Consider the following 17,956-nt stretch of genomic DNA (forward strand, 5'->3'; position numbering starts at 1 on the left):
GAAGCGGAAAAGAAAACCCGCCGGATCGCTCCGGCGGGTCCTGGTCCTCAGCCGTGGGATTACGGCTTGAAGTTCTGGATGTTGGCGCCCGCCGGGTCCTGCAGCACGCGTCGCGGCTGGCGCTGCGGCACCAATTGCTGCAACACGTTCGGGTTGAGCAACAGGCCGGGGTTGATCTCGATGCCCGGCCTTCTGCGGATCGGCGTGCAGTCCGGGAAGCGTCCCGTGGTCCCGGCGGGGCAGCGCTTGATCAGCACCGGCTGGCATTGACCGTCGATGAAGCGCGAACCCGGCGCGCATTCCTGCTGCGGCTTGCGGCAGGCGCCGTCGCGGATTTCGGTTCCACGCGGGCAGACGCAGTCGCCCCGCTTGTTGTGGACCTGACCGCGAATGGTGCATTGCTCCTGGCTCGGCTTCGGCCGCTGGCAGGCCTTGCCCCGCACCTCCAGCCCGTCCGGGCAGGCGCAATTGCCGTTGGCGTCGCGCAACTGGCCGCGGATCGGGCATTGCCTCGACACGATCGGCCGGCAGGCGCCGTCACGCACCTCCGTGCCGCGCGGGCAGACGCAATCGCCATCGGCGTTGCGGGACTGGCCGCGGATACGGCACTGAGCGGGCGGCTGCCGGTCAGGCACGCAGGCCTTGGCCACCCGGTCGAGATGCGTGTTGTCCGGGCAGGTGCAGCCGTTTCCGTCCGAAGTCGGCACGGCGCCGCGCACCGCGCATTTTGGCGGGATGACCTGGCAGACGCCGTTCACCAGCTCGCCGCGGCGGCACACGCAGTTGCCGTCCTGGTCGCGGTACTGGCCGGGACGCAGCGTGCACTGCGGCTCCTGCGGCTCGTCGCCCCGCACGCATTTGCCGTTTTCCAGCCCCGTGCCGCGTGGGCAGACGCAACGTCCGTCCGCTGTCCGGATCTGGCCCTGCAGCAGGACGCAGCGCGGCGGTGGCGGGAGAGGCAGCAGCTTGGTGCCGCCAGAGCCCCCATTGCCGGAACATTGGCCGTTGCGGAAGGTGGTGCCGTCCGGGCAGGCGCAACGGCCGGCCGAGTTCAGCACCAGCCCATCCGAGCACTGGTTCTTCACCTCATGCCTGATGGTGAAGGGGTGGCACGCATAGGCCTTGCCGCGATTGCCCTTGACGTTGGTCAGGTCGCGGTTGAGCCCGTCGCCGCCGCCCTGCACCGGCGTGTTAGGGGGCAACACGCCGACACAGTTCTGCCCGTTGACCGTCCCCTGCAGATTGGCGAGGCGCCCCTCCTCGGGAAGGATCACGGTGACGTGGTGGGTGTGGCTTTCGCCGGCGCCCAGCATCAGGTTGGCGATACAGGATAGAGGCAGCGTCGTCGGTTCCGGCGAGCAGCCGAAAGGCGGATCGATCGAGGTGATCTCAACGCCTTCCAGCCGGCCCAGGCCCTCCACGCCGATCGCATCGCCGATACGGACCGTTCCCGAGAAGGGGCTCTGGCCGTCATTCGCGATGGTGATCTCGAACGAGCAGGGTTCTCCCGGCTGGCATTCGGCATCGCCGGTCTTCTCGACACGGATGGCGGACGTGCCGCCGCCCTTCGCGCAGGCCTGGCCGATCGGGTAGACGATATCGTCCCCCGGCGCCGGCCCGTAGGAGCCGCGCGCGCAGTTCTCGAACGCGCCATTGCCGCTCACCGTCACGTCGAAGTGCCGGCTGGTTCCGGGCGTCATCACGGCGCCGGGAATCTGGCACGACAGCGTGTTGGCGGGTACCGGTCCGCAGCTCCACCCCGCGCCGTCGGGGGTCACGGTCTGGATCTCGACCGGAGCACCCCCCGACACCAGGGCTGCGGCATCGTTGACCCGCACTGGTCCGGTGGGGGCGGCGGTGCCGGCATTGGTGACGGTTATGCGGCAGGAAACCATTCCAGCACGCACGAGCTGATCGCCACCGCACACCTTGGTGATGCGCAGGCCGGGTTGGCCGCCATTCGGATGGCGGATGCGCTCGGTGGCGCAGGCCCTGTTGTTGGCGAGATCGACCTCGGCGGGAATGGCCTTTACCTCGGCGCAGTTCTCCACCGTGTCCGGCCGGTAGCTTGCCGGCATCACCGCCTTGACGACGATCGGCGTCGAGGCGCCCGGAGGCAGCGAGATGCCGGCATTGTCGCAACGGAACTGTCCAGGCCCGTTCGGGCCGCAGGTCCATGGCGGGCTCGGCCCGAAGGTCGACGAGGTGGGCGCGCCGCTGGGGTAGTTGTCGATCACCGTCAGCGGCCCGTTATAGGTGCCGGTGCCGTTGTTGATGATGTCGATCACGAAATAACAAACGCCGTCGGCTGTGCAGACGGGAATGCGGGCGCGCTTCTTCAGGATCAGGTCGACCTTCTTTTCGACTGGGTTGCACTGCGGATCGCGGTCGCCACGGCGGCAGATCGGGATCGAGGCGCAGCCACGATCGTTGGTCTGGCTGCCGAACAGCGGCTTGCCGCTGGCCTGGTAGTCATAGGCGGCGCAGTTGCGCAGCACGCTGCCCTGCCATCCGCCCGCCGGCCTGAAGCCGAGCTTGAGGTTGACGGAAGCGCCGGGGTTGAGCGTGGTCGGCGGGTAGGTGCAGGTCATCGGCGTCGTGCCGGGCACGCAGACCCAGGGCGCGTTCGGTCCCGATGTCAGCACCGAGCCTGCCGGCAGCGTCACCTCGTCGAGCACGATCTTGCCGTTATAGGGCGCGTCGCCGACATTGGTGACGGTGATGGTGAAGTCGCAGCCGCCGGCCATGGTGCAACGCGGCACGTCGGCATGCTTCTCGACCTTCAGGTCCGGCTCCTTGTCCTTGGGCGGGCATCTCAGATCCCGCGGGATGACGATGTCGATCACCTGCGTGCAGCAGAGCCCCCAGCCTTCCTTCGGCCCGGCATAGGTTTCGATGCCGGTCACGATGAGATGGATGGCCTCGCCCGGCGAGGCGCCGATGATCTTCCAGTTCAGCACGCCGCCGCCGATCGGCACCTTCTGCGTGTCGGGAACGATGGTGACGCCGGGCGTCGTCGTCGACACCTGCACCCACTTGCCGCCCATCTCCGGGCCGACAGGCATGTGGTAGATGAAAGCGCCGCCGCCGGGCACGCAGTCGACCGTGCCGCGCTCGACCTTGAAGCATTCCTTGCCGGGAGGTGGCGGCGGATTGCACTTGGTGACGTCAATATGGATCGTCGTCTTCGCGCCGGTGAGGATATTGCCGTCATCCGGCTTGCTCGGATCCTGCAACGGGATAATGGTCGCCGGGCCGCCTGCCATCGTCACCTTGATCTGGCCTTGGTTGTCGACGTTGGCCGGCGCCGGAAACGCCGCCTGGTCTATCTTGGCCAGGATCCGGAAGGTGATGGTGCGTTCGTTCGGCGTGCCCGAGCCGTCGAGGTCGGAGGCGGAAATCCGGAAATCGGACACCGTCGCGGTGTCGTCGGGATTGGCCGAGCTACTGATCGCAGCCGCCGGCAGCGGTCCGCCGGAAGCGTCCGTGCCGTCGCCGGTCACCTGCGCACTGACGATTTTCAGGCCATGCGCAAGCTGGTCCTTGAAGTCGATCCTGGCGTTTTTCAGCGCGTTGACGAAGACCGGGTTGCCGAAGGCCTGCTCGTTGCCGCGCAGGCCGAAGGTCAGCGTATAATAGACATAGTCGCAGCTGCGCTGGCCGCCCGTCTTGGTGAAGAAGGGCACGATCCGGCCGGGCTCTGGGTTGATGACGCGCGGATTGTCCAGGTCGAGCCTGGGCTCCGGTCCGGCGACCTCAGCGAGTTTGGCGGGAGCGGTGTCTTCCGCGAATGCCGGCAGCGCCGGCAGCATGGCGACCGCGATACCGGCCGCCATCAGCCAGCGCGCACCGCGCCTGGCGTATGACAGGGGTTTCATGATCGTCTCCATGACGGGTTTCGGGTTGCTCGAAACGAAGCTGGAAAGGGCGAGATTGCTCATCTGTCCCTCCCTCAACGTTCGCAGCTGACGGCTGGCGTTCTGAGCGGCAGCGTCATCTTGCAGCAAGGGTAGTAGCCACCCTTGTCCTGGTCGGACTTGCGGTAGAAGCAGAGCCCGACATTGACGGTGTCGCCAGGATCATGGCCGGTGATGTCGATCGTGTAGGGTTTGCCCGGGACATGCGACATGGGGGTTAATACCCCGACGCCGGGCGTCCTGGACTGTGCCTTGATCGAATCGCCGCCGAAGCCGGCATGGTCATGGAGATAGAGTTCGGCCTGAAGCCCGCGCGGCGTGCAGTAATAATGCACGTCCTCGATATCGATGCAGGGCGGCAGGTTGCCGGGCGGTGGGAAGTCCGGCGGATAGAACGGAGGCAGGTAGCCGCCGCCGGGGACTTCCTCATAGTAGCCGGCGCGGCCCTCACAGGGGCGCCAGACCCTTACGTCGCCGACATGGCCTTCGACCTCGGGGTCTTCGAAATAGCCGTCGAAGTCGACGAACCATGAGCCGAAGGGCGGAACGTTCGCCGGTTTGACCAGCGCGCTTGGCGTCAGCTGGACGCCGTGCACGGCAAGCGGCCCGCCGGCGGCGAGGCGCTCGGCCAATTCAGGATTGTCGCGCAATTCGTCGCCGGTGTTGACGACGGTATCGGTGCAGACGCTGGTGTCGATATTGCCGTCGGCATCATAGCCATATTGCAGGTCGACGCCGCCGGCCGACTGCCGGTTGCCTTGCGGGAAGCCGACCGCATATTCTTGCGGCACCTCGACCCAGGCCGATTCCGTTGCCGGATCGTCCGGGTCCTCGCGCCAGTAGCGGATCAGCTCGCCTTTGCCGGAATCGGCGAAGCGGCTGTAATCGTAACGGTTTTCGACCGGGCCGCGCTGGGCGAGATACATGAAGCCCTTGTTGTCGAATGAGATGTCGGTGACGGCATAGTCCTTGTCGGCCTTGACCGTCAGCTCCCAGCGCGGATCGCCGGCGAACGTGCCGTCGCGCGCAATGCCGACCGACCAGATCTCGGATTTTTCGCCGACCGAATAATAGAGCCGGCCGCCATGATAGGAGACCGCCCAGACACGGCGCCCGTCCTGCGTATAGCCCCAGGTCTCGGGATCTTCCGTGTCGAAGGCGGCGCCCTGAATATCCATGACGGCGCCGTCGTCGGCGACCGGGGCCAGCCCATGCGCCGGGCGCCCGGCGACACCATGGTCGAACGTGTCGATCAGATGGCCGTTGGCGTCGATGCGGTGGATGAGGCCGGTGTCGAGATCCGAGGCGAAGAACTGGCGGTGGATGGGGTCGAAGGCGAGATTGCCGATGCCCGGGCCGCTGTTGGTGTCGATGTCGGCGAATTTCGAGACCGCGCCCGTGATGCCGTCGATCTTCCAGATCGTGCCTGGTCCGCCGCCATTCTCGGTGCCGAACTGGCCGTCCATGAAGGCGGCGCCGGCGGCGCCGCGGCGCTGCCGCTCCGGACGCCCGTCGTCGTCGGCGTCCGGCGTGACGATCTCGACGCCATGCAGCGAGGTCGCGGCGGCATAGAGGTTGGGAATGCCCGAGGGCACGCCATCGCGCACGCCGTCGTCATAGGTCAGTCCGAACACCTCGCCGATTTGCCCGGCGCTTACCTCGAAGGGCGGCGGCGTGTTGACGAGCTGGCCGGAGGCCTGCCCGCCGAGATGCGCGACGTCGAAAATGCGCAAGGATGCGCGGGACGTATCGATGAAGGTCTCGTCGACCGGATCGGCGCCGGGCGGCAAGCCCTGATCGAAATTGGGGATCACGGTCCCGGGGAAGCCGGTGACCGCCATCGATCCGGGATAGATGATCTGCGTTTCCTGCGCCTTCGCAACGCCGCCGAGCCAGAGGCCGGCGGACAACGCCACGGCAAGTATTCCACCGGTTGTTGCTATTGCGCGGCGTGAACGGCCGCCACGAGAACGCACGAACGAGCCGCGACCGCCAGACATTGAACTCCCCCCGAAGCCGCAGGAAGGAACATCCGGTCTTGCCGCGCCAACCAGGGCAAGGCGCGGCGTTGCGGCACGTTCGTCCCCGATCGAATTGTCTGTTTTCCTCCTGGCGACGATACGCCTGCTCCTGTGCAGGGTCAACGGAATCAGCCGAAAGCCCAGCGCGTCGAGCCCTTCCCGAAGGCGGTGATCGCGCTGGGCTTCCGATGTTCCCGGAGACCGCGGAGTCTCTGGGTTTCTGGTCATGGCGGCTTTCCCTTTCCGGGCCGCACCATTGCGGCGCCTGGCCGTCAGTCGCTGGCCGGCGTGGAAAGGTTCATGGGAGGGCAGCGGAGCGGAAAGTGTTTCCGGTCGCCAGGGGCGTTACCAGATCCAGTCGCCCCGGCCGAGCGCCGATACCGCCTCGACGATGCGGGTGAAGCTCGTCCGCGCCCGGCCGACCATGTGGCGGGCTCTGAGGTAGCCATGCACCAGGCCCGGCTCCTCGAACCAGGCTGCGCGCCCGCCCGCCGCTACGACGCGGTCGCGATAGGCCTCGCCGTCGGACGACAGCGGGTCGCACTCGGCGGTGATCAGCACCGTCGGCGGCAAATAGGCGAAATTGGCGTCGGCCAGCGGATAGAGCGTGATGTCGCCGGTCTGGTCGACGCCGCCGGTGCGGATATGCTTGTAGAAGTCGAGGTCGCGCACCGTCAGCATCGGGGCCTCGGCATGGGTGACGTAGGAGCCGCGCGAATGGTCGCCGCCGAGGCCGGGATAGATCAGCATCTGGCCGGCCGGCTTCTTTTCATGGCCGCGCGTCGCATGCGCTATCGCCGCGCAAAGATTGCCGCCTGCGCTGTCGCCGCAAAGCACGATCGCGCGGTCATAGGTCCTGGCGGCCCATTCGAACGCGTCCATGGCGTCGTCGAAGGCGGCCGGATGCAGATGCTCCGGCGCCAGCCGGTAGTCGACCGAGACCACCTCGTAACCGGTGCGGGCGCAAAGCTCGGCGCAGACATCGTCATGGCTCTCCAGCCCTCCCAGGATAAAGCCGCCGCCATGAAGGTAGAGCACCGTCGCGGCGTTGTTCGGCTCCGCGTTGCGATAGATGCGGATCGGGATGCGGTCGGCGATGCCTGTCGTCAAGGCGGTCACGCCTTGCGGATAGCCGGCAAAGAACTCCCGGCACATCCGGTCGTAGATCGCGCGCTGCTCTTCGATCGTGTAGTCGATCGTGTCCGGCGGATAGTAGGAGTTGGTCTTCTCGATGAAGGCCCAGGTCTCGGCGTCGATGAGGGTTTTGTAGTCGGTCATATCGCGTGACCAACTTTAGATGATTGCGCCCAGGCCCCCCTCTCTGTCCTGCCGGACATCTCCCCCTCAAGGGGGGAGATTGGCAGTTTCGTCGACGGCACTTCTTTCCCCACGTCGGCGATTGGCGAAAGCGGGCGTGACATTTGATCTCCCCCCTTGAGGGGGAGATGCCCGGCAGGGCAGAGGGGGGTGCCTCGCGCCGTCATCTCCGATGCTATCGTCCCTTCCAAACCGGCTCGCGCTTCTCGGCGAACGCCCGGAACCCCTCCATGTTGTCTTCCGAGCCGTAGAGCTTGTCGACCGTCGGCAACTGCCTGCGCGTCACCTTGTTCATGGCGTCCTGGAAGGTCAGCGCCTCGGCCACCCGCGCCGTCTCCTTGATCGAAGCGAAGACCAGCGGCGGGCCGCTTGCCAAGAGCCTTGCGATCTCCCAGACGCGCTCCTCGAGCTTGTCCTTGGGCAGCACTTCGTTGACCAGGCCCCAGCGATGCGCCTCGGCGACATCCATCCAGCGGCCGGTGAACAGAAGGTCCATGGCGATATGGTAAGGGATGCGCTTCGGCAGCTTGATCGTCGCTGCGTCGGCCAGCGTGCCGGCGCGAATCTCGGGCAGCGCGAAGGAGGAATGGTCCGAGGCGTAGATGAGGTCGCAGGACAGCGCCAGCTCGAAGCCGCCGCCCACCGCCATGCCGTTGACGCAGGCGATCACCGGCTTGTTGAGGTCGCGCAACTCCTGCAGCCCGGCAAAGCCGCCGACGCCGTAGTCGCCGTCGACCGCGTCGCCGGCGGCCGCCGCCTTGAGGTCCCATCCGGCGCTGAAGAACTTGTCGCCGGCGGTCTTGACGATGGCGACGCGCAGCTCCGGGTCGTCGCGGAACGCCTTGAAGGTCTCGCCCATCAGCCGCGACGTCTTGAGGTCGATCGCGTTGGCCTTCGGCCGGTCGAGCGTGACCTCGATGATCGTGCCCTCGCGGCGGGTGGTGATGATTTCAGCCATTCTTCTTTTCTCCAAGCACCAGCAAGGCATCCGCGATCCAGGCGCCCTTGCCTTTGGCGCAGACAATCAGCGGGTTGATGTCGAGTTCCTCGATCTCGCCCTCGTTCTTCTGGACGAAACCGGCAATGCCGGCGATGGCGTCGATGGCGGCGTCGACGTCGGCCCTGGGCCGGCCGCGATAGCCTTCGAGGAGAGGATAGAGCTTGAGCCCACGCAATGCCGCTTCGATGTCGTCGCGCGTCGCCGGCAGCATCAGGGTCACGCTGTCGCGCAAAAGCTCGACCAGCACGCCGCCGGTGCCGAGCGTCATCACCACGCCGAACATCGGGTCGCGGGTGAAGCCGACGATCAGCTCGGCGACGCCGTCACGCACCATGCGCTCGGCATAGAGCCCGGTGCCGAGCGGCAAAAGGTCATGCGCGGCGGCGCTGACGGATTCGGCGTCCTTGAGGTTGAGCCGCACCGCGCCCACTTCCGATTTGTGTGTCACGCCGAGCGCCTTCAGCGCCACCGGGAAGCCCAGCGTCATGGAGGAGATAACCGCCTCGACCGCATTGGAAGCGCGCTCGCCCTTCGGCACCGGCAGGCCGGCGTTGATCAGCCTTTCCTTGGCCTCGGCCTCGTCCGGCGTCACGCGTTTGGCTTCGGATGCGCCTGCCGCGGTGGTGTCGACCGGCTGCGCCTGCGGCTCGCGCCAGGCCCAGCCGATGAAGGCGGCGGCCTGGGCGGCGTCCATGGCTTCCGGGATGCCAAACAACGGCACCATGCCGCGCGCCATCAGGCCGGCGGTGTATTCCTCAGGCAGGTTTTCCGGCAGCGAGGAGACGATCGCGCCTTGCGCCTTGTTGGTCTTCAGCGCCGCCTCGAAGGCGCGCAGCGTCGCCCACCAGTCGACGTCGGAACAGCGGTCCGGGCGCGGGAAGTCGAGCACCAGCATGTTGAGGTCGAAGCCGCCCGACACCATGGCGGTGAAGGTGGCCGTCATCGCCGGCTCGTTGTTCCAGATGAAGGTGTGATAATCGAGCGGATTGGCGACCGCGACCAGCGGTCCGAGCGTCGATTTGACATGCGCGCGGTGCTCGGCCGTCAGTGCCGGGAAATGCACCCAGCGCCCCTCGGCGCTGTCCGCCATGACGGAGGCCTCGCCGCCCGAGCAGCTCATCGACGAGAGCCTGTAGCCGGGCAATGGTCCGGTGATGTGCAGCAGCTTCAGCGCCTCGATGAAGGCGGGAATCGAATCGACGCGCGCTATGCCGAGACGCTTCAGAAAGGCGCCGGAGGCGGCGTCCGAGCCGGCCAGCGAGGCAGTGTGCGACACCGTCGCCTGCCTTGCCTGCTCCGAGCGGCCGACTTTCATGGCGATGATCGGCTTCTTCAATTCGCGCGCCCGGGCCGCCAGCTTCTCGAAGCCGGCGACCGAGTCGAAGGCCTCGATATGCAGGCCGAGCGAGGTGACGCGCTCGTCCTCGATCAGGCCCAATGCCATTTCCGAAAGGCCGGTCTGCGCCTGGTTGCCGGCGGTCATCAGGAAGGCGATCGGCAGGCCGCGCTTCTGCATCGTCATGTTGATGGCGATGTTGGACGACTGGGTGATGATGGCGACGCCCTTGCCGCCCTCGGCCAGCCTGATGCCGCCATGCTGGTCGGGCCAAAGCAACGCGCCGTCGGCATAGTTGATCAGGCCGTAGCAGTTCGGCCCGATGATCGGCATCTGGCCCGCGGCGGCGACGAGCTCCGCCTGCAGCCGCTCGCCGTCCTCGTCATAGGCTTCGGTCTCGAGGAAGCCGGCGGCGAAGCAGACGGCGCCCCCGGCGCCGCGTTCGGCCAGCGCCTTGATCACCTCGATGGTGAGATGCCGGTTGACGCCGACAAAGGCGGCGTCCGGCGCTCCCGGCAGGTCGGCGACGGAGCGGTAGGCCTTGCGCCCGGCGACCTCGTCCTTGGTCGGATGCACCGGCCAGATCTCGCCGGCAAAGCCCATCTTGATCGACTGCGCCACGACGGCGGCGGCCTGCGCCCCGCCGAACACGGCGATCGATTTCGGGCGCAGGAGACGTTCGAGTTTATGCATGGCCATCTTTTCGTTTGAGCGCGATCTTGTCCAAGGCCGGATCCGGCCTTGGTGCATCATGCTCTAAGCTCCGAACGGACGCAGCAGCGCCCGCGAAATAATATGTCGCTGAATCTCCGACGTGCCTTCCCAGATGCGCTCGACGCGGGCGTCGCGCCAGATGCGCTCCAGCGGCAGGTCGTCCATCAGACCCATGCCGCCATGGATCTGGATGGCCTCGTCGGCGACAAAGGCCAGCATCTCCGTGGCCTTCAGCTTGGCCATCGCCATATCCTGGTCGGTGACGGTGCCCTGATCGTACTTCCAGCCGGCTTCGAAGACCATCAGGTCCGCCGCCTTCAATTCCGTCACCATGTCGGCGAGCTTGAACGAAACGCCCTGGAACTTGCCGATCTGCTGGCCGAACTGCTGGCGCTGCGCGGCATATTCTATGGCGTGCGAGAGCGCGCGCTCGGCGCGGCCGAGGCAGGTGGCGCCAACCTGGAGACGCGTCGCGCCGAGCCACGAATTCGCGACGTCGAAGCCCTTGTGCACTTCGCCGAGCACCTGGGACGCCGGCAGCCGGCAGTCGTCGAATTCCAGGATCGAATTGGTATAGCCGCGATGCGAGACATTGCGGTAACCGTCGCGCACGGTGAAGCCCTTGGTGCCCTTGTCGACGAAGAAGGCGGTGATCTTCTTGCGCTTGCCGCGCGGCGAATCCTCTTCGCCCGATGCCATGAAACAAATCGCGAAATCGGCGATGTCGGCATGCGAGATAAAATGCTTGGTGCCGTTGAGCACCCAGTCCGAGCCGTCCTGCACCGCGGTCGCCTTCATGCCGCGCAGGTCGGAGCCGGCGCCGGGTTCCGTCATCGCCAGGCAGTCCGACTTCTCGCCGCGAATGCAGGGAAAGAGGTATTTCTCGCGCTGCTCCGGCGTGCCGGCGAGCAGGATGTTGGACGGACGCGCCACACAGGTCCAGTGCAGCGCGTAATTGGCGCGGCCGAGCTCCTTCTCGTAGAGCAGCCAGCTCACCGTATCGAGGCCGGCGCCGCCGACATCGGCCGGCATGTTGGCGGCGTAGAGGCCGGCCTCGATTGCCTTCGCCTTCAATTCGTCGATCAGCTCGCGGCGCAGCACTCCGGTGCGCTCCACCTCGCGCTCATGCGGGTAGAGCTCGTTTTCGACGAAGGCCCGCGTGGTCTCGACGATGAGCTTCTGTTCTTCCGAAAGACCGAAATGCATTGCCTCAGCCCTTCTTCTTGCTCTTCTTCGCCTTGTCGGCCTTGGCGGACTTCTCAGCCTTTGCCGGCTTGGCTGCCTTCTTCGCCGGCTTGGCCTTTTCGGCAGCTTTGGCTGGAGTCTTCTTCGCGGCCAGCTTGGCGAGCTGCCTGGTATAGTCCTTGTGCAGCGCGCCGGCGCCCCAGCCCTTGCCTTTGTTCTGCCTCGACAGCGCTTCCATGATCGCGACCAGATTGTCGTCGCGGATCTTCTCCAGCTCGCGGATCGACAGGCCGTGCGCCTGTTCGTCCGACTGCGTGGCGATCAGGTCGACCAGCTCGTCGTTGAACTCGGGCACGTCCATCAGCTTGGTCCACGGCCATTTCAGGCAAGGCCCGAACTGCGCCATGAAGTGGCGCATGCCGGCCTCGCCGCCGGCGACGCGATAGACCTGGAACATGCCCATCTGCGCCCAGCGCAGGCCGAAGGAATAGCGCATGATGTCGTCGAGTTCCTCGACGGTGCAGATGCCGTCCTTGACCAGCCACAGCGCCTCGCGCCAGGCCGCTTCGAGCAGGCGGTCGCCGACGAAGGCCTCGATCTCCTTGCGCACCACCACCGGCTTCATGCCGATCGAGGCGTAGAGCTCCTTGGCCACCTCAATGGCCTCGGGGAAGGTCTGCTCGCCGCCGACGATCTCGACCAGCGGCAGCAGATAGACCGGGTTGAACGGATGACCGACGACCAGCCGCTCCGGGTGCTTCTTCATCGCCACCTGCATGTCGGTCGGCTTGATGCCGGAGGTCGACGAGCCGACAATGGCATTGGCGGGTGCATGCGCGTCGATCTCGGCCAGCACCTTGTGCTTGAGGTCGAGCCGCTCCGGCACGCTTTCCTGGATGAAGTCGGCGTCGGCAACCGCCTCGGCGATGGTCTTGGCGAAGGTAAGCTTGCCTTCCTTGGGCAGGCCGCCGGGCAGCATCTGCTTGTAGGCCCGCCTCGCGCCCTTCATCACTTCGCCCACCTTGCGCGAGGCTTCGGGATCCGGATCGAAGATCGACACGTCGATGCCGTTGAGCAGCAGCCGCGCCACCCAGCCGGCGCCGATGACGCCGCCGCCGATGGCGGCCGCCTTGTTGATGATGCTCATGCTTGTCAGGCTCCGGTTCTCGTCTTGGCTGTTTCGGGGTCGGTGAGGGCCACACGCTCGCCGGCGCGGATCACCGCCGGATCGTAGGCCTTTCGGGCGAACACTTCGAGGACGAAGGGCCGGAAGAATTCGACCGGCAGCGTCTCGTAGTCGGGATCGAAGCTCGACTGGTCCCATCGCTCGCAGAACTGGTCGCAGTCGTCGAAATAGAGGTGGCCGGCGAAGCGGTCGCGGGCATGGCGGTTGCCGCCCAGATGATGCGCGTAATAGAGGCGCTGGAAATCGCCGTGCTTCTCCACCACCCAGGTGCATTGCTCGCGCACGAAGGGTTTCAGGATCGCAGCCGCGTATTCGTCGTGGTTGTAGGGCGCGTAGATGTCGCCGATGTCGTGCAGCAGCGCGCAGGCGATCCAGTCGGTGTCGGCGCCGTCGCGCCAGGCGCGCGTCGCCGCCTGCAGCGAATGGCCGAGTCGGGTGATCTTGTAGCCCGACAGACCCTCGTCGAGCTGCACGAGCGCGTCGAGCAGCCGGTCGCCGGTCTTGGCGGCGTAGTCGATCTCATGGGCGGTCAGGAATTCGTAGTCTTCCTTGTCGCCGTCCTTCATCGCGCTGAATTTGACGGTAGCCATGGTGCGCTCCCGAAGTCTTGTTTGAGCATGATCTGGTCCGAAAACCGGTTCCCACTTTTCGGGATCATGCTTATGCCGCGGCTGCGATCGGCGCCCGCTTGGTCAGGTTGAGCTTCTTGCGCACTTCCTCGGGTCCAAGTACACGCGCGCCGAGATTGGTGACGATGCTGGCCGCGCGTTCGACCAGCAGCGCGTTGGTCGCCAGCACACCTTTGTCGAGCCACAGATTGTCTTCCAGGCCGACGCGGACATTGCCGCCGGCTAGCACGGCCGCCGCCGCATAGGCCATCTGGTTGCGGCCGATCGAGAAGGCCGACCAGTTCCAGGTCGAGGGCACGTTGTTGACCATCGCCATGAAGGTGTTGAGGTCGTCCGGCGCCCCCCATGGCACACCCATGCAGAGCTGCACCAGCGCGTCGGGATCGAGCACCTTTTCCTCGACCAGCTGCTTGGCGAACCACAGATGTCCGGTGTCGAAGGCCTCGATCTCAGGCTTGACGCCCAGCGCCGTCATCATGCCGCCCATGGCGCGCAGCATGCCGGGCGTGTTGGTCATCACATAGTCGGCCTCGGCGAAGTTCATCGTGCCGCAGTCCAGTGTGCAGATCTCCGGCAGGCACTGGCGCACATGTTCCATGCGGTTGGTGGCGCCGCCCATGTCGGTGCCCTTCTCGTTGAGCGGCAACGGCGCTTCCGGCGAGCCGAACACCATATCGCCACCCATGCCGGCGGTGAGGTTCAGCACCACGTCGACGTTCGCCTCGCGGATGCGCTCGGTCACCTCGCGGTAGAGATGCACGTCGCGCCTCGGCTTGCCGGTCTCGGGGTCGCGCACATGGCAATGGACGATCGCGGCACCCGCCTTGGCGGCGTCGATCGCCGAATCGGCGATCTGCTTGGGTGAGCGCGGCACATGCGGACTGCGGTCCTGCGTGCCGCCGGAGCCGGTCACGGCACAGGTAATGAAGACCTCGCGGTTCATCGCAAGCGGCATCTTGATCCTCCCAGATTCGATCGGCCATGCATGCCACCCAGAAGCGGGAGCCGATAGCGGAACGGCATGCACGGCAATTCACCGAGAATGCCCTACTTGTCGGAAACTGTTTTGCGTTTTACGAAGGTCTCATGATCAAAAGCGAAAAGCCGACCATCTTTCGGTCCGAGCGCGGGACGCTCAAGGTTACGCTCCTGGTGTTCTCGGGGTCGTCGATCATGTGCGTGGCCTCGGCCGTCGACCCGCTGCGCGCAGCAAACCGCATCTCAGGCGAGATGCTGTTCGATTTCAAGCTGGTCTCGGTCACCGGCGAGGCGCCGGTCACGACATGCGGCCTTCCCGTGGCTGTCAGCGGCCGCTTCGACGCGGCCGAGGCCACCGACATGCTGGTCGTCGTCGCCGGCTTCGGCACGCAGAACTACGCCACCTCGGCATTGCTCGCGGGCTTGCGCAGGGCAGCGCGCGCTGCCCGCGCCTGTGGCGGCGTCGAGGCGGGCACCTGGCTGGTGGCGCGCGCCGGCCTGCTCGAGGGGCGCAGCGCCACCACGCATTGGGAGGACATGGAGGATTTCTCCGCCGCATTCCCGGGCGTCGATGTGCGGCCGGACCGTTACGTCATCGACGGGCCGGTCTTCACCTCCGGCGGCGCCTCGCCGACCTTCGACCTGATGCTACATCTGGTCCGCACGAGGCTCGGCATGGCCGCTGCGCTCGATGTGGCGAGCGTCTTCATCTATGACCAGGCGCGCGCCGCGACCGACGCGCAGCCGCTGGTCTCGCTCGGCCGGCTCGACGGCTACGATCCGCGGCTTGCCCAGGCGATCCGGTTGATGGAAGCGCATGTCGACCAGCCGCTCACCATCGACGCCGTGGCCAGACGCGCCGGCGTCACGGCACGGACGCTGGAAAGCATTTTTCGCAAGTCGATCGGCGAGACGCCCGGCGCCTATTATCTGAGGCTGCGCCTCAGCGCCGCTCGCCGTCTCGTCGTCGACACGCGCATCGCCATGGCGGACATTGCCGGGCGTACGGGCTTTTCATCCGCCGCGGCATTTTCCAGGGCATTTTCAAGGGCTTTCGGCGAGGCGCCGGTCAGGCTTCGGCGCGGTTGAGAATCCAGTCTGTCGCGGCGGCGAGGTCGTCGACCAACGCCGTCGGAGCCGGATCGTATTGCGTTTCGTCGTTGGGTCGGTACTTGCCGGTTCGCACGAGCAGCGCCGCGCCGAGCCCGGCACGCAGCGCGCCGGCGACATCGCTCTCCGCGTCGTCGCCGACCATGACCGCATCGGCCGCAGCGCAGTTCAAATCGGCGAGCGCCGAAAGGAAGAAGTCCGCCGACGGCTTGCCGAGCACGACTGGGCTTCGGCCGCTGGCGAATTCGAGGGCCGCAACGAAGGCGCCGGCGTCGAGGCTGAGCTGGCCGTCGGCATCCTTGAAGGTGCGGTTGGTGGCCAAAGCCACAAAATCGGCGCCGGCGATCAGCTCGCGGAAAGCCCGGTTGAGGCTGGCGTGGTCGAAGGACTCCCCGGCATCGCCGACGACGACCGCCTTGCTGCTTCCTCCCTCCAGGCCCGAAAACTCTGCTTCGAGATCGGGATGGACGAGCAGATGCGGCTCGCGGCCATGCCTGCGCAACCATTCGATCGCAGCGCGCGCCGGCGTCAGCAATTCTTCATCCGCAACTTCGATGCCCATCGCGGCAAGTTGCGCGACAATCTTGCTGCGCGGCGAGCGCGTCGTGTTGCTGACAAAGCGGAGCGGCAGCCCGGCCTTGCGCAAACGCTCGACCGCGGTCACGGCACCTGCGATCGGGGTATCGCCATCGTAGACGACACCCACAAGATCAAGCAGCACCGCGCGTATCATCGGTGCAGGATGGAGAAGCCACCTCTTTTCGTCAAATCACGGGAATTGTCAGGCGGCGTCGCGGCCGTCGCCGACGATGCGCGTGCGCATGCTCTTGGCCAGCGCCGTTTCCAACCGCGCGGCGACCGCGCGGTCCCATTCATTTGTCTTGCGGCCGCCGTCTTTCGAATGCGGCAACGCCATCAGCCGGTCGATGATCGATCCGGCTTCGCCGGACGAAAGCAGGGCGTCGATCTCGCGTTCATGCTGCATATCGGTTCGCCTCCTTCTTCTTCACCCGCCACAGGAGCCACGTTTATACGAGTTCCGTGACGGCTGTTTGAAGGCAAGAGCGGGGCGATTAAGGGGCGGCTCGGGGCAAAACCTTGTCGTGAAGTTCTGCCCCGCGCGAACGCTATACGGTCGGGCATTCCGCCTGAGCGATCAGACGTAGCGGTTGACGATGTTCTCCAGCAGCTCCTGCCGGCCGGAGCGCGGCTGCGGCTCGATCTTCTCCTTCACGACGCGCTCGGCGATCTCCTCCAGCGTGCGCTCGCCCGAAAGCATCGCCTTGCCCTCCGCGGTGTTCCAGCCGGCATAGCGCTCGGCGAGCGGGCCGGACAGCGCCTTGTCCTCAATCATCTTGGCCGCCGCCTTGAGGCCGCGCGCGCAGGCATCCATGCCGCCGATATGGCCGATCAGGAGGTCGTCCGGGTCGAGCGACTGCCGCCTGAGCTTGGCATCGAAATTGGTGCCGCCGGTCTTGAAGCCGCCGCCCTGCAGGACCTGGTAATAGGCCAGCGCCATTTCCGGCACGTTGTTGGGGAATTGGTCGGTGTCCCAGCCCGACTGGTAGTCGTTGCGGTTCATGTCGATCGAACCGAAGACTCCCAGCGCATTCGCCAAAGCCAGCTCGTGCTCGAAGGAATGGCCGGCCAGGATCGCGTGGCCCTGCTCGATGTTGAGCTTTACTTCCTTCTCCAGCCCGAAGCGCTTGAGGAAGCCGTAGACGGTGGCGACGTCGTAGTCGTACTGGTGCTTGGTCGGCTCCTGCGGCTTCGGCTCGATCAGGATCGTGCCCGTGAAACCGATCTTGTGCTTGTAATCGACGACGAGGTTGAGGAAGCGGCCGGCCTGTTCCTGCTCGCGGGCAAGGTCGGTGTTGAGCAGCGTCTCATAGCCCTCGCGGCCGCCCCACAGCACATAGTTCTCGCCCTTGAGCTTCTTGGTGACGTCGATGCAGCTCTTCACCGTCGCCGCCGCATAGGCGAATACATCCGGATCGGGATTGGTGGCCGCGCCCGACATGAAGCGGCGGTGCGAGAAGAGGTTCGCCGTGCCCCAGAGGAGCTTGACGCCGGTCTCTTCCATCTTGGTTGCGAAATAGTCGGCGATCTCGTCGAGGCGCGCGGCGCTCTCCGAAAAATCCTTGCCTTCCGGGCGCACGTCTGCGTCGTGGAAGCAGAAATAGGGCGCGCCGAGCAACGAGAACATCTCGAAGGCGACGTCGGCCTTGAGCTTGGCCAGTTCCATCGTGTCGACGCCGCCCGGCTTGGCAAACCAGGGCCGGTCGAAGGTCTGGCCGCCGAACGGGTCGCCGCCCGGCCATGCGAAGGAATGCCAGTAGGCGACGGCGAAGCGCAGATGGTCTTCCAGCCGCTTGCCGGCCACCACCTCATCGGGGTTGTAATGGCGATAGGCCAGCGGATTGGGCGAATCCGGCCCTTCATACTTGATTGTCTTGATGTCGCCGAAAAATCCGCTGCTCATGGTTTCCTTCCTCTTCGAGATGGTTTCCCGATTACCTCAGGCGTAATTGGTTTCACTCTTTTGCCGGGCGAAAAGCGTCAT

General features: G+C 65.9%; 13 protein-coding genes. 1 reads left to right on the forward strand and 12 read right to left on the reverse strand.

Features of this window, described 5'->3' with window-relative positions; translation table 11 throughout:
* Positions 1–59: 59 nt before the first annotated feature.
* The 9 genes from FJ419_RS01840 to FJ419_RS01885 form a co-directional block, all read right to left on the reverse strand.
* The gene (locus tag FJ419_RS01840; protein WP_140686995.1) at positions 60–3,941 is read right to left on the reverse strand and encodes a DUF11 domain-containing protein; all 3,882 of its coding nucleotides are present in this window, start codon (positions 3,939–3,941) and stop codon (positions 60–62) included.
* Positions 3,942–3,952: 11 nt separating this feature from the next.
* Complete coding sequence (locus tag FJ419_RS01845; RefSeq protein WP_140686997.1) at positions 3,953–5,917, reverse strand: hypothetical protein; 1,965 nt, start codon at positions 5,915–5,917, stop codon at positions 3,953–3,955.
* A gap of 366 nt (positions 5,918–6,283) precedes the next feature.
* Positions 6,284–7,216, reverse strand: a complete 933-nt coding sequence (locus tag FJ419_RS01850) for an alpha/beta hydrolase (RefSeq protein ID WP_140686999.1) — start codon at positions 7,214–7,216, stop codon at positions 6,284–6,286.
* Positions 7,217–7,430: 214 nt separating this feature from the next.
* Complete coding sequence (locus FJ419_RS01860) at positions 7,431–8,213, reverse strand: carnitinyl-CoA dehydratase (RefSeq protein WP_140687001.1); 783 nt, start codon at positions 8,211–8,213, stop codon at positions 7,431–7,433.
* Positions 8,206–10,284, reverse strand: coding sequence for an acetate--CoA ligase family protein (locus FJ419_RS01865; RefSeq protein WP_140687003.1), 2,079 nt, complete (start codon positions 10,282–10,284; stop codon positions 8,206–8,208). The genes FJ419_RS01860 and FJ419_RS01865 overlap by 8 nt, the downstream gene beginning before the upstream one ends.
* Positions 10,285–10,347: 63 nt before the next feature.
* Entirely contained in the window at positions 10,348–11,511 is a 1,164-nt protein-coding gene (locus tag FJ419_RS01870; RefSeq protein WP_140687005.1) for an acyl-CoA dehydrogenase, read from the reverse strand.
* Positions 11,512–11,515: 4 nt separating this feature from the next.
* On the reverse strand, positions 11,516–12,637 hold the full coding sequence (locus tag FJ419_RS01875) for a carnitine 3-dehydrogenase (protein ID WP_140687007.1): 1,122 nt from the start codon (positions 12,635–12,637) through the stop codon (positions 11,516–11,518).
* Positions 12,638–12,642: 5 nt separating this feature from the next.
* A complete protein-coding gene (locus tag FJ419_RS01880) occupies positions 12,643–13,266 on the reverse strand; it encodes an HD domain-containing protein (protein WP_140687009.1) in 624 nt (207 codons plus the stop codon).
* Between the two features lie 70 nt (positions 13,267–13,336).
* Positions 13,337–14,260 (reverse strand): 3-keto-5-aminohexanoate cleavage protein, encoded by a 924-nt coding sequence (locus FJ419_RS01885; protein ID WP_140687011.1) that lies wholly within the window; start codon positions 14,258–14,260, stop codon positions 13,337–13,339.
* A 131-nt stretch (positions 14,261–14,391) separates the two neighbouring features.
* Here FJ419_RS01885 and FJ419_RS01890 point away from each other — a divergent pair, with 131 nt between their 5' ends.
* A complete protein-coding gene (locus tag FJ419_RS01890) occupies positions 14,392–15,372 on the forward strand; it encodes a GlxA family transcriptional regulator (RefSeq protein ID WP_140687013.1) in 981 nt (326 codons plus the stop codon).
* Here FJ419_RS01890 and FJ419_RS01895 read toward each other — a convergent pair.
* The 3 genes from FJ419_RS01895 to xylA form a co-directional block, all read right to left on the reverse strand.
* The gene (locus FJ419_RS01895) at positions 15,353–16,114 is read right to left on the reverse strand and encodes a TIGR01458 family HAD-type hydrolase (protein WP_348642807.1); all 762 of its coding nucleotides are present in this window, start codon (positions 16,112–16,114) and stop codon (positions 15,353–15,355) included. The genes FJ419_RS01890 and FJ419_RS01895 overlap by 20 nt on opposite strands.
* A 60-nt stretch (positions 16,115–16,174) precedes the next feature.
* Positions 16,175–16,378: a hypothetical protein gene (locus FJ419_RS01900; RefSeq protein WP_140546749.1), complete on the reverse strand. Its 204-nt coding sequence runs from the start codon at positions 16,376–16,378 to the stop codon at positions 16,175–16,177.
* Positions 16,379–16,549: 171 nt separating this feature from the next.
* Positions 16,550–17,875, reverse strand: a complete 1,326-nt coding sequence (gene xylA, locus FJ419_RS01905) for a xylose isomerase (RefSeq protein WP_140546750.1) — start codon at positions 17,873–17,875, stop codon at positions 16,550–16,552.
* Positions 17,876–17,956: the final 81 nt, after the last annotated feature.

Origin of the sequence: Mesorhizobium sp. B2-6-2, from assembly GCF_006440615.1 — a bacterium.
In the GTDB taxonomy this organism is placed as follows: Bacteria; Pseudomonadota; Alphaproteobacteria; order Rhizobiales; family Rhizobiaceae; genus Mesorhizobium.

Bases quoted from the DNA above. Each gene is read 5' to 3' on its own strand.
- xylA (WP_140546750.1), bottom strand. From the start codon at position 17,875: ATGAGCAGCGGATTTTTCGGCGACATCAAGACAATCAAGTATGAAGGG.
- FJ419_RS01845 (WP_140686997.1), bottom strand. From the start codon at position 5,917: ATGTCTGGCGGTCGCGGCTCGTTCGTGCGTTCTCGTGGCGGCCGTTCA.
- FJ419_RS01860 (WP_140687001.1), bottom strand. From the start codon at position 8,213: ATGGCTGAAATCATCACCACCCGCCGCGAGGGCACGATCATCGAGGTC.
- FJ419_RS01875 (WP_140687007.1), bottom strand. From the start codon at position 12,637: ATGAGCATCATCAACAAGGCGGCCGCCATCGGCGGCGGCGTCATCGGC.
- FJ419_RS01890 (WP_140687013.1), top strand. From the start codon at position 14,392: ATGATCAAAAGCGAAAAGCCGACCATCTTTCGGTCCGAGCGCGGGACG.
- FJ419_RS01865 (WP_140687003.1), bottom strand. From the start codon at position 10,284: ATGCATAAACTCGAACGTCTCCTGCGCCCGAAATCGATCGCCGTGTTC.
- FJ419_RS01840 (WP_140686995.1), bottom strand. From the start codon at position 3,941: ATGAGCAATCTCGCCCTTTCCAGCTTCGTTTCGAGCAACCCGAAACCC.
- FJ419_RS01850 (WP_140686999.1), bottom strand. From the start codon at position 7,216: ATGACCGACTACAAAACCCTCATCGACGCCGAGACCTGGGCCTTCATC.
- FJ419_RS01870 (WP_140687005.1), bottom strand. From the start codon at position 11,511: ATGCATTTCGGTCTTTCGGAAGAACAGAAGCTCATCGTCGAGACCACG.
- FJ419_RS01900 (WP_140546749.1), bottom strand. From the start codon at position 16,378: ATGCAGCATGAACGCGAGATCGACGCCCTGCTTTCGTCCGGCGAAGCC.
- FJ419_RS01880 (WP_140687009.1), bottom strand. From the start codon at position 13,266: ATGGCTACCGTCAAATTCAGCGCGATGAAGGACGGCGACAAGGAAGAC.
- FJ419_RS01885 (WP_140687011.1), bottom strand. From the start codon at position 14,260: ATGCCGCTTGCGATGAACCGCGAGGTCTTCATTACCTGTGCCGTGACC.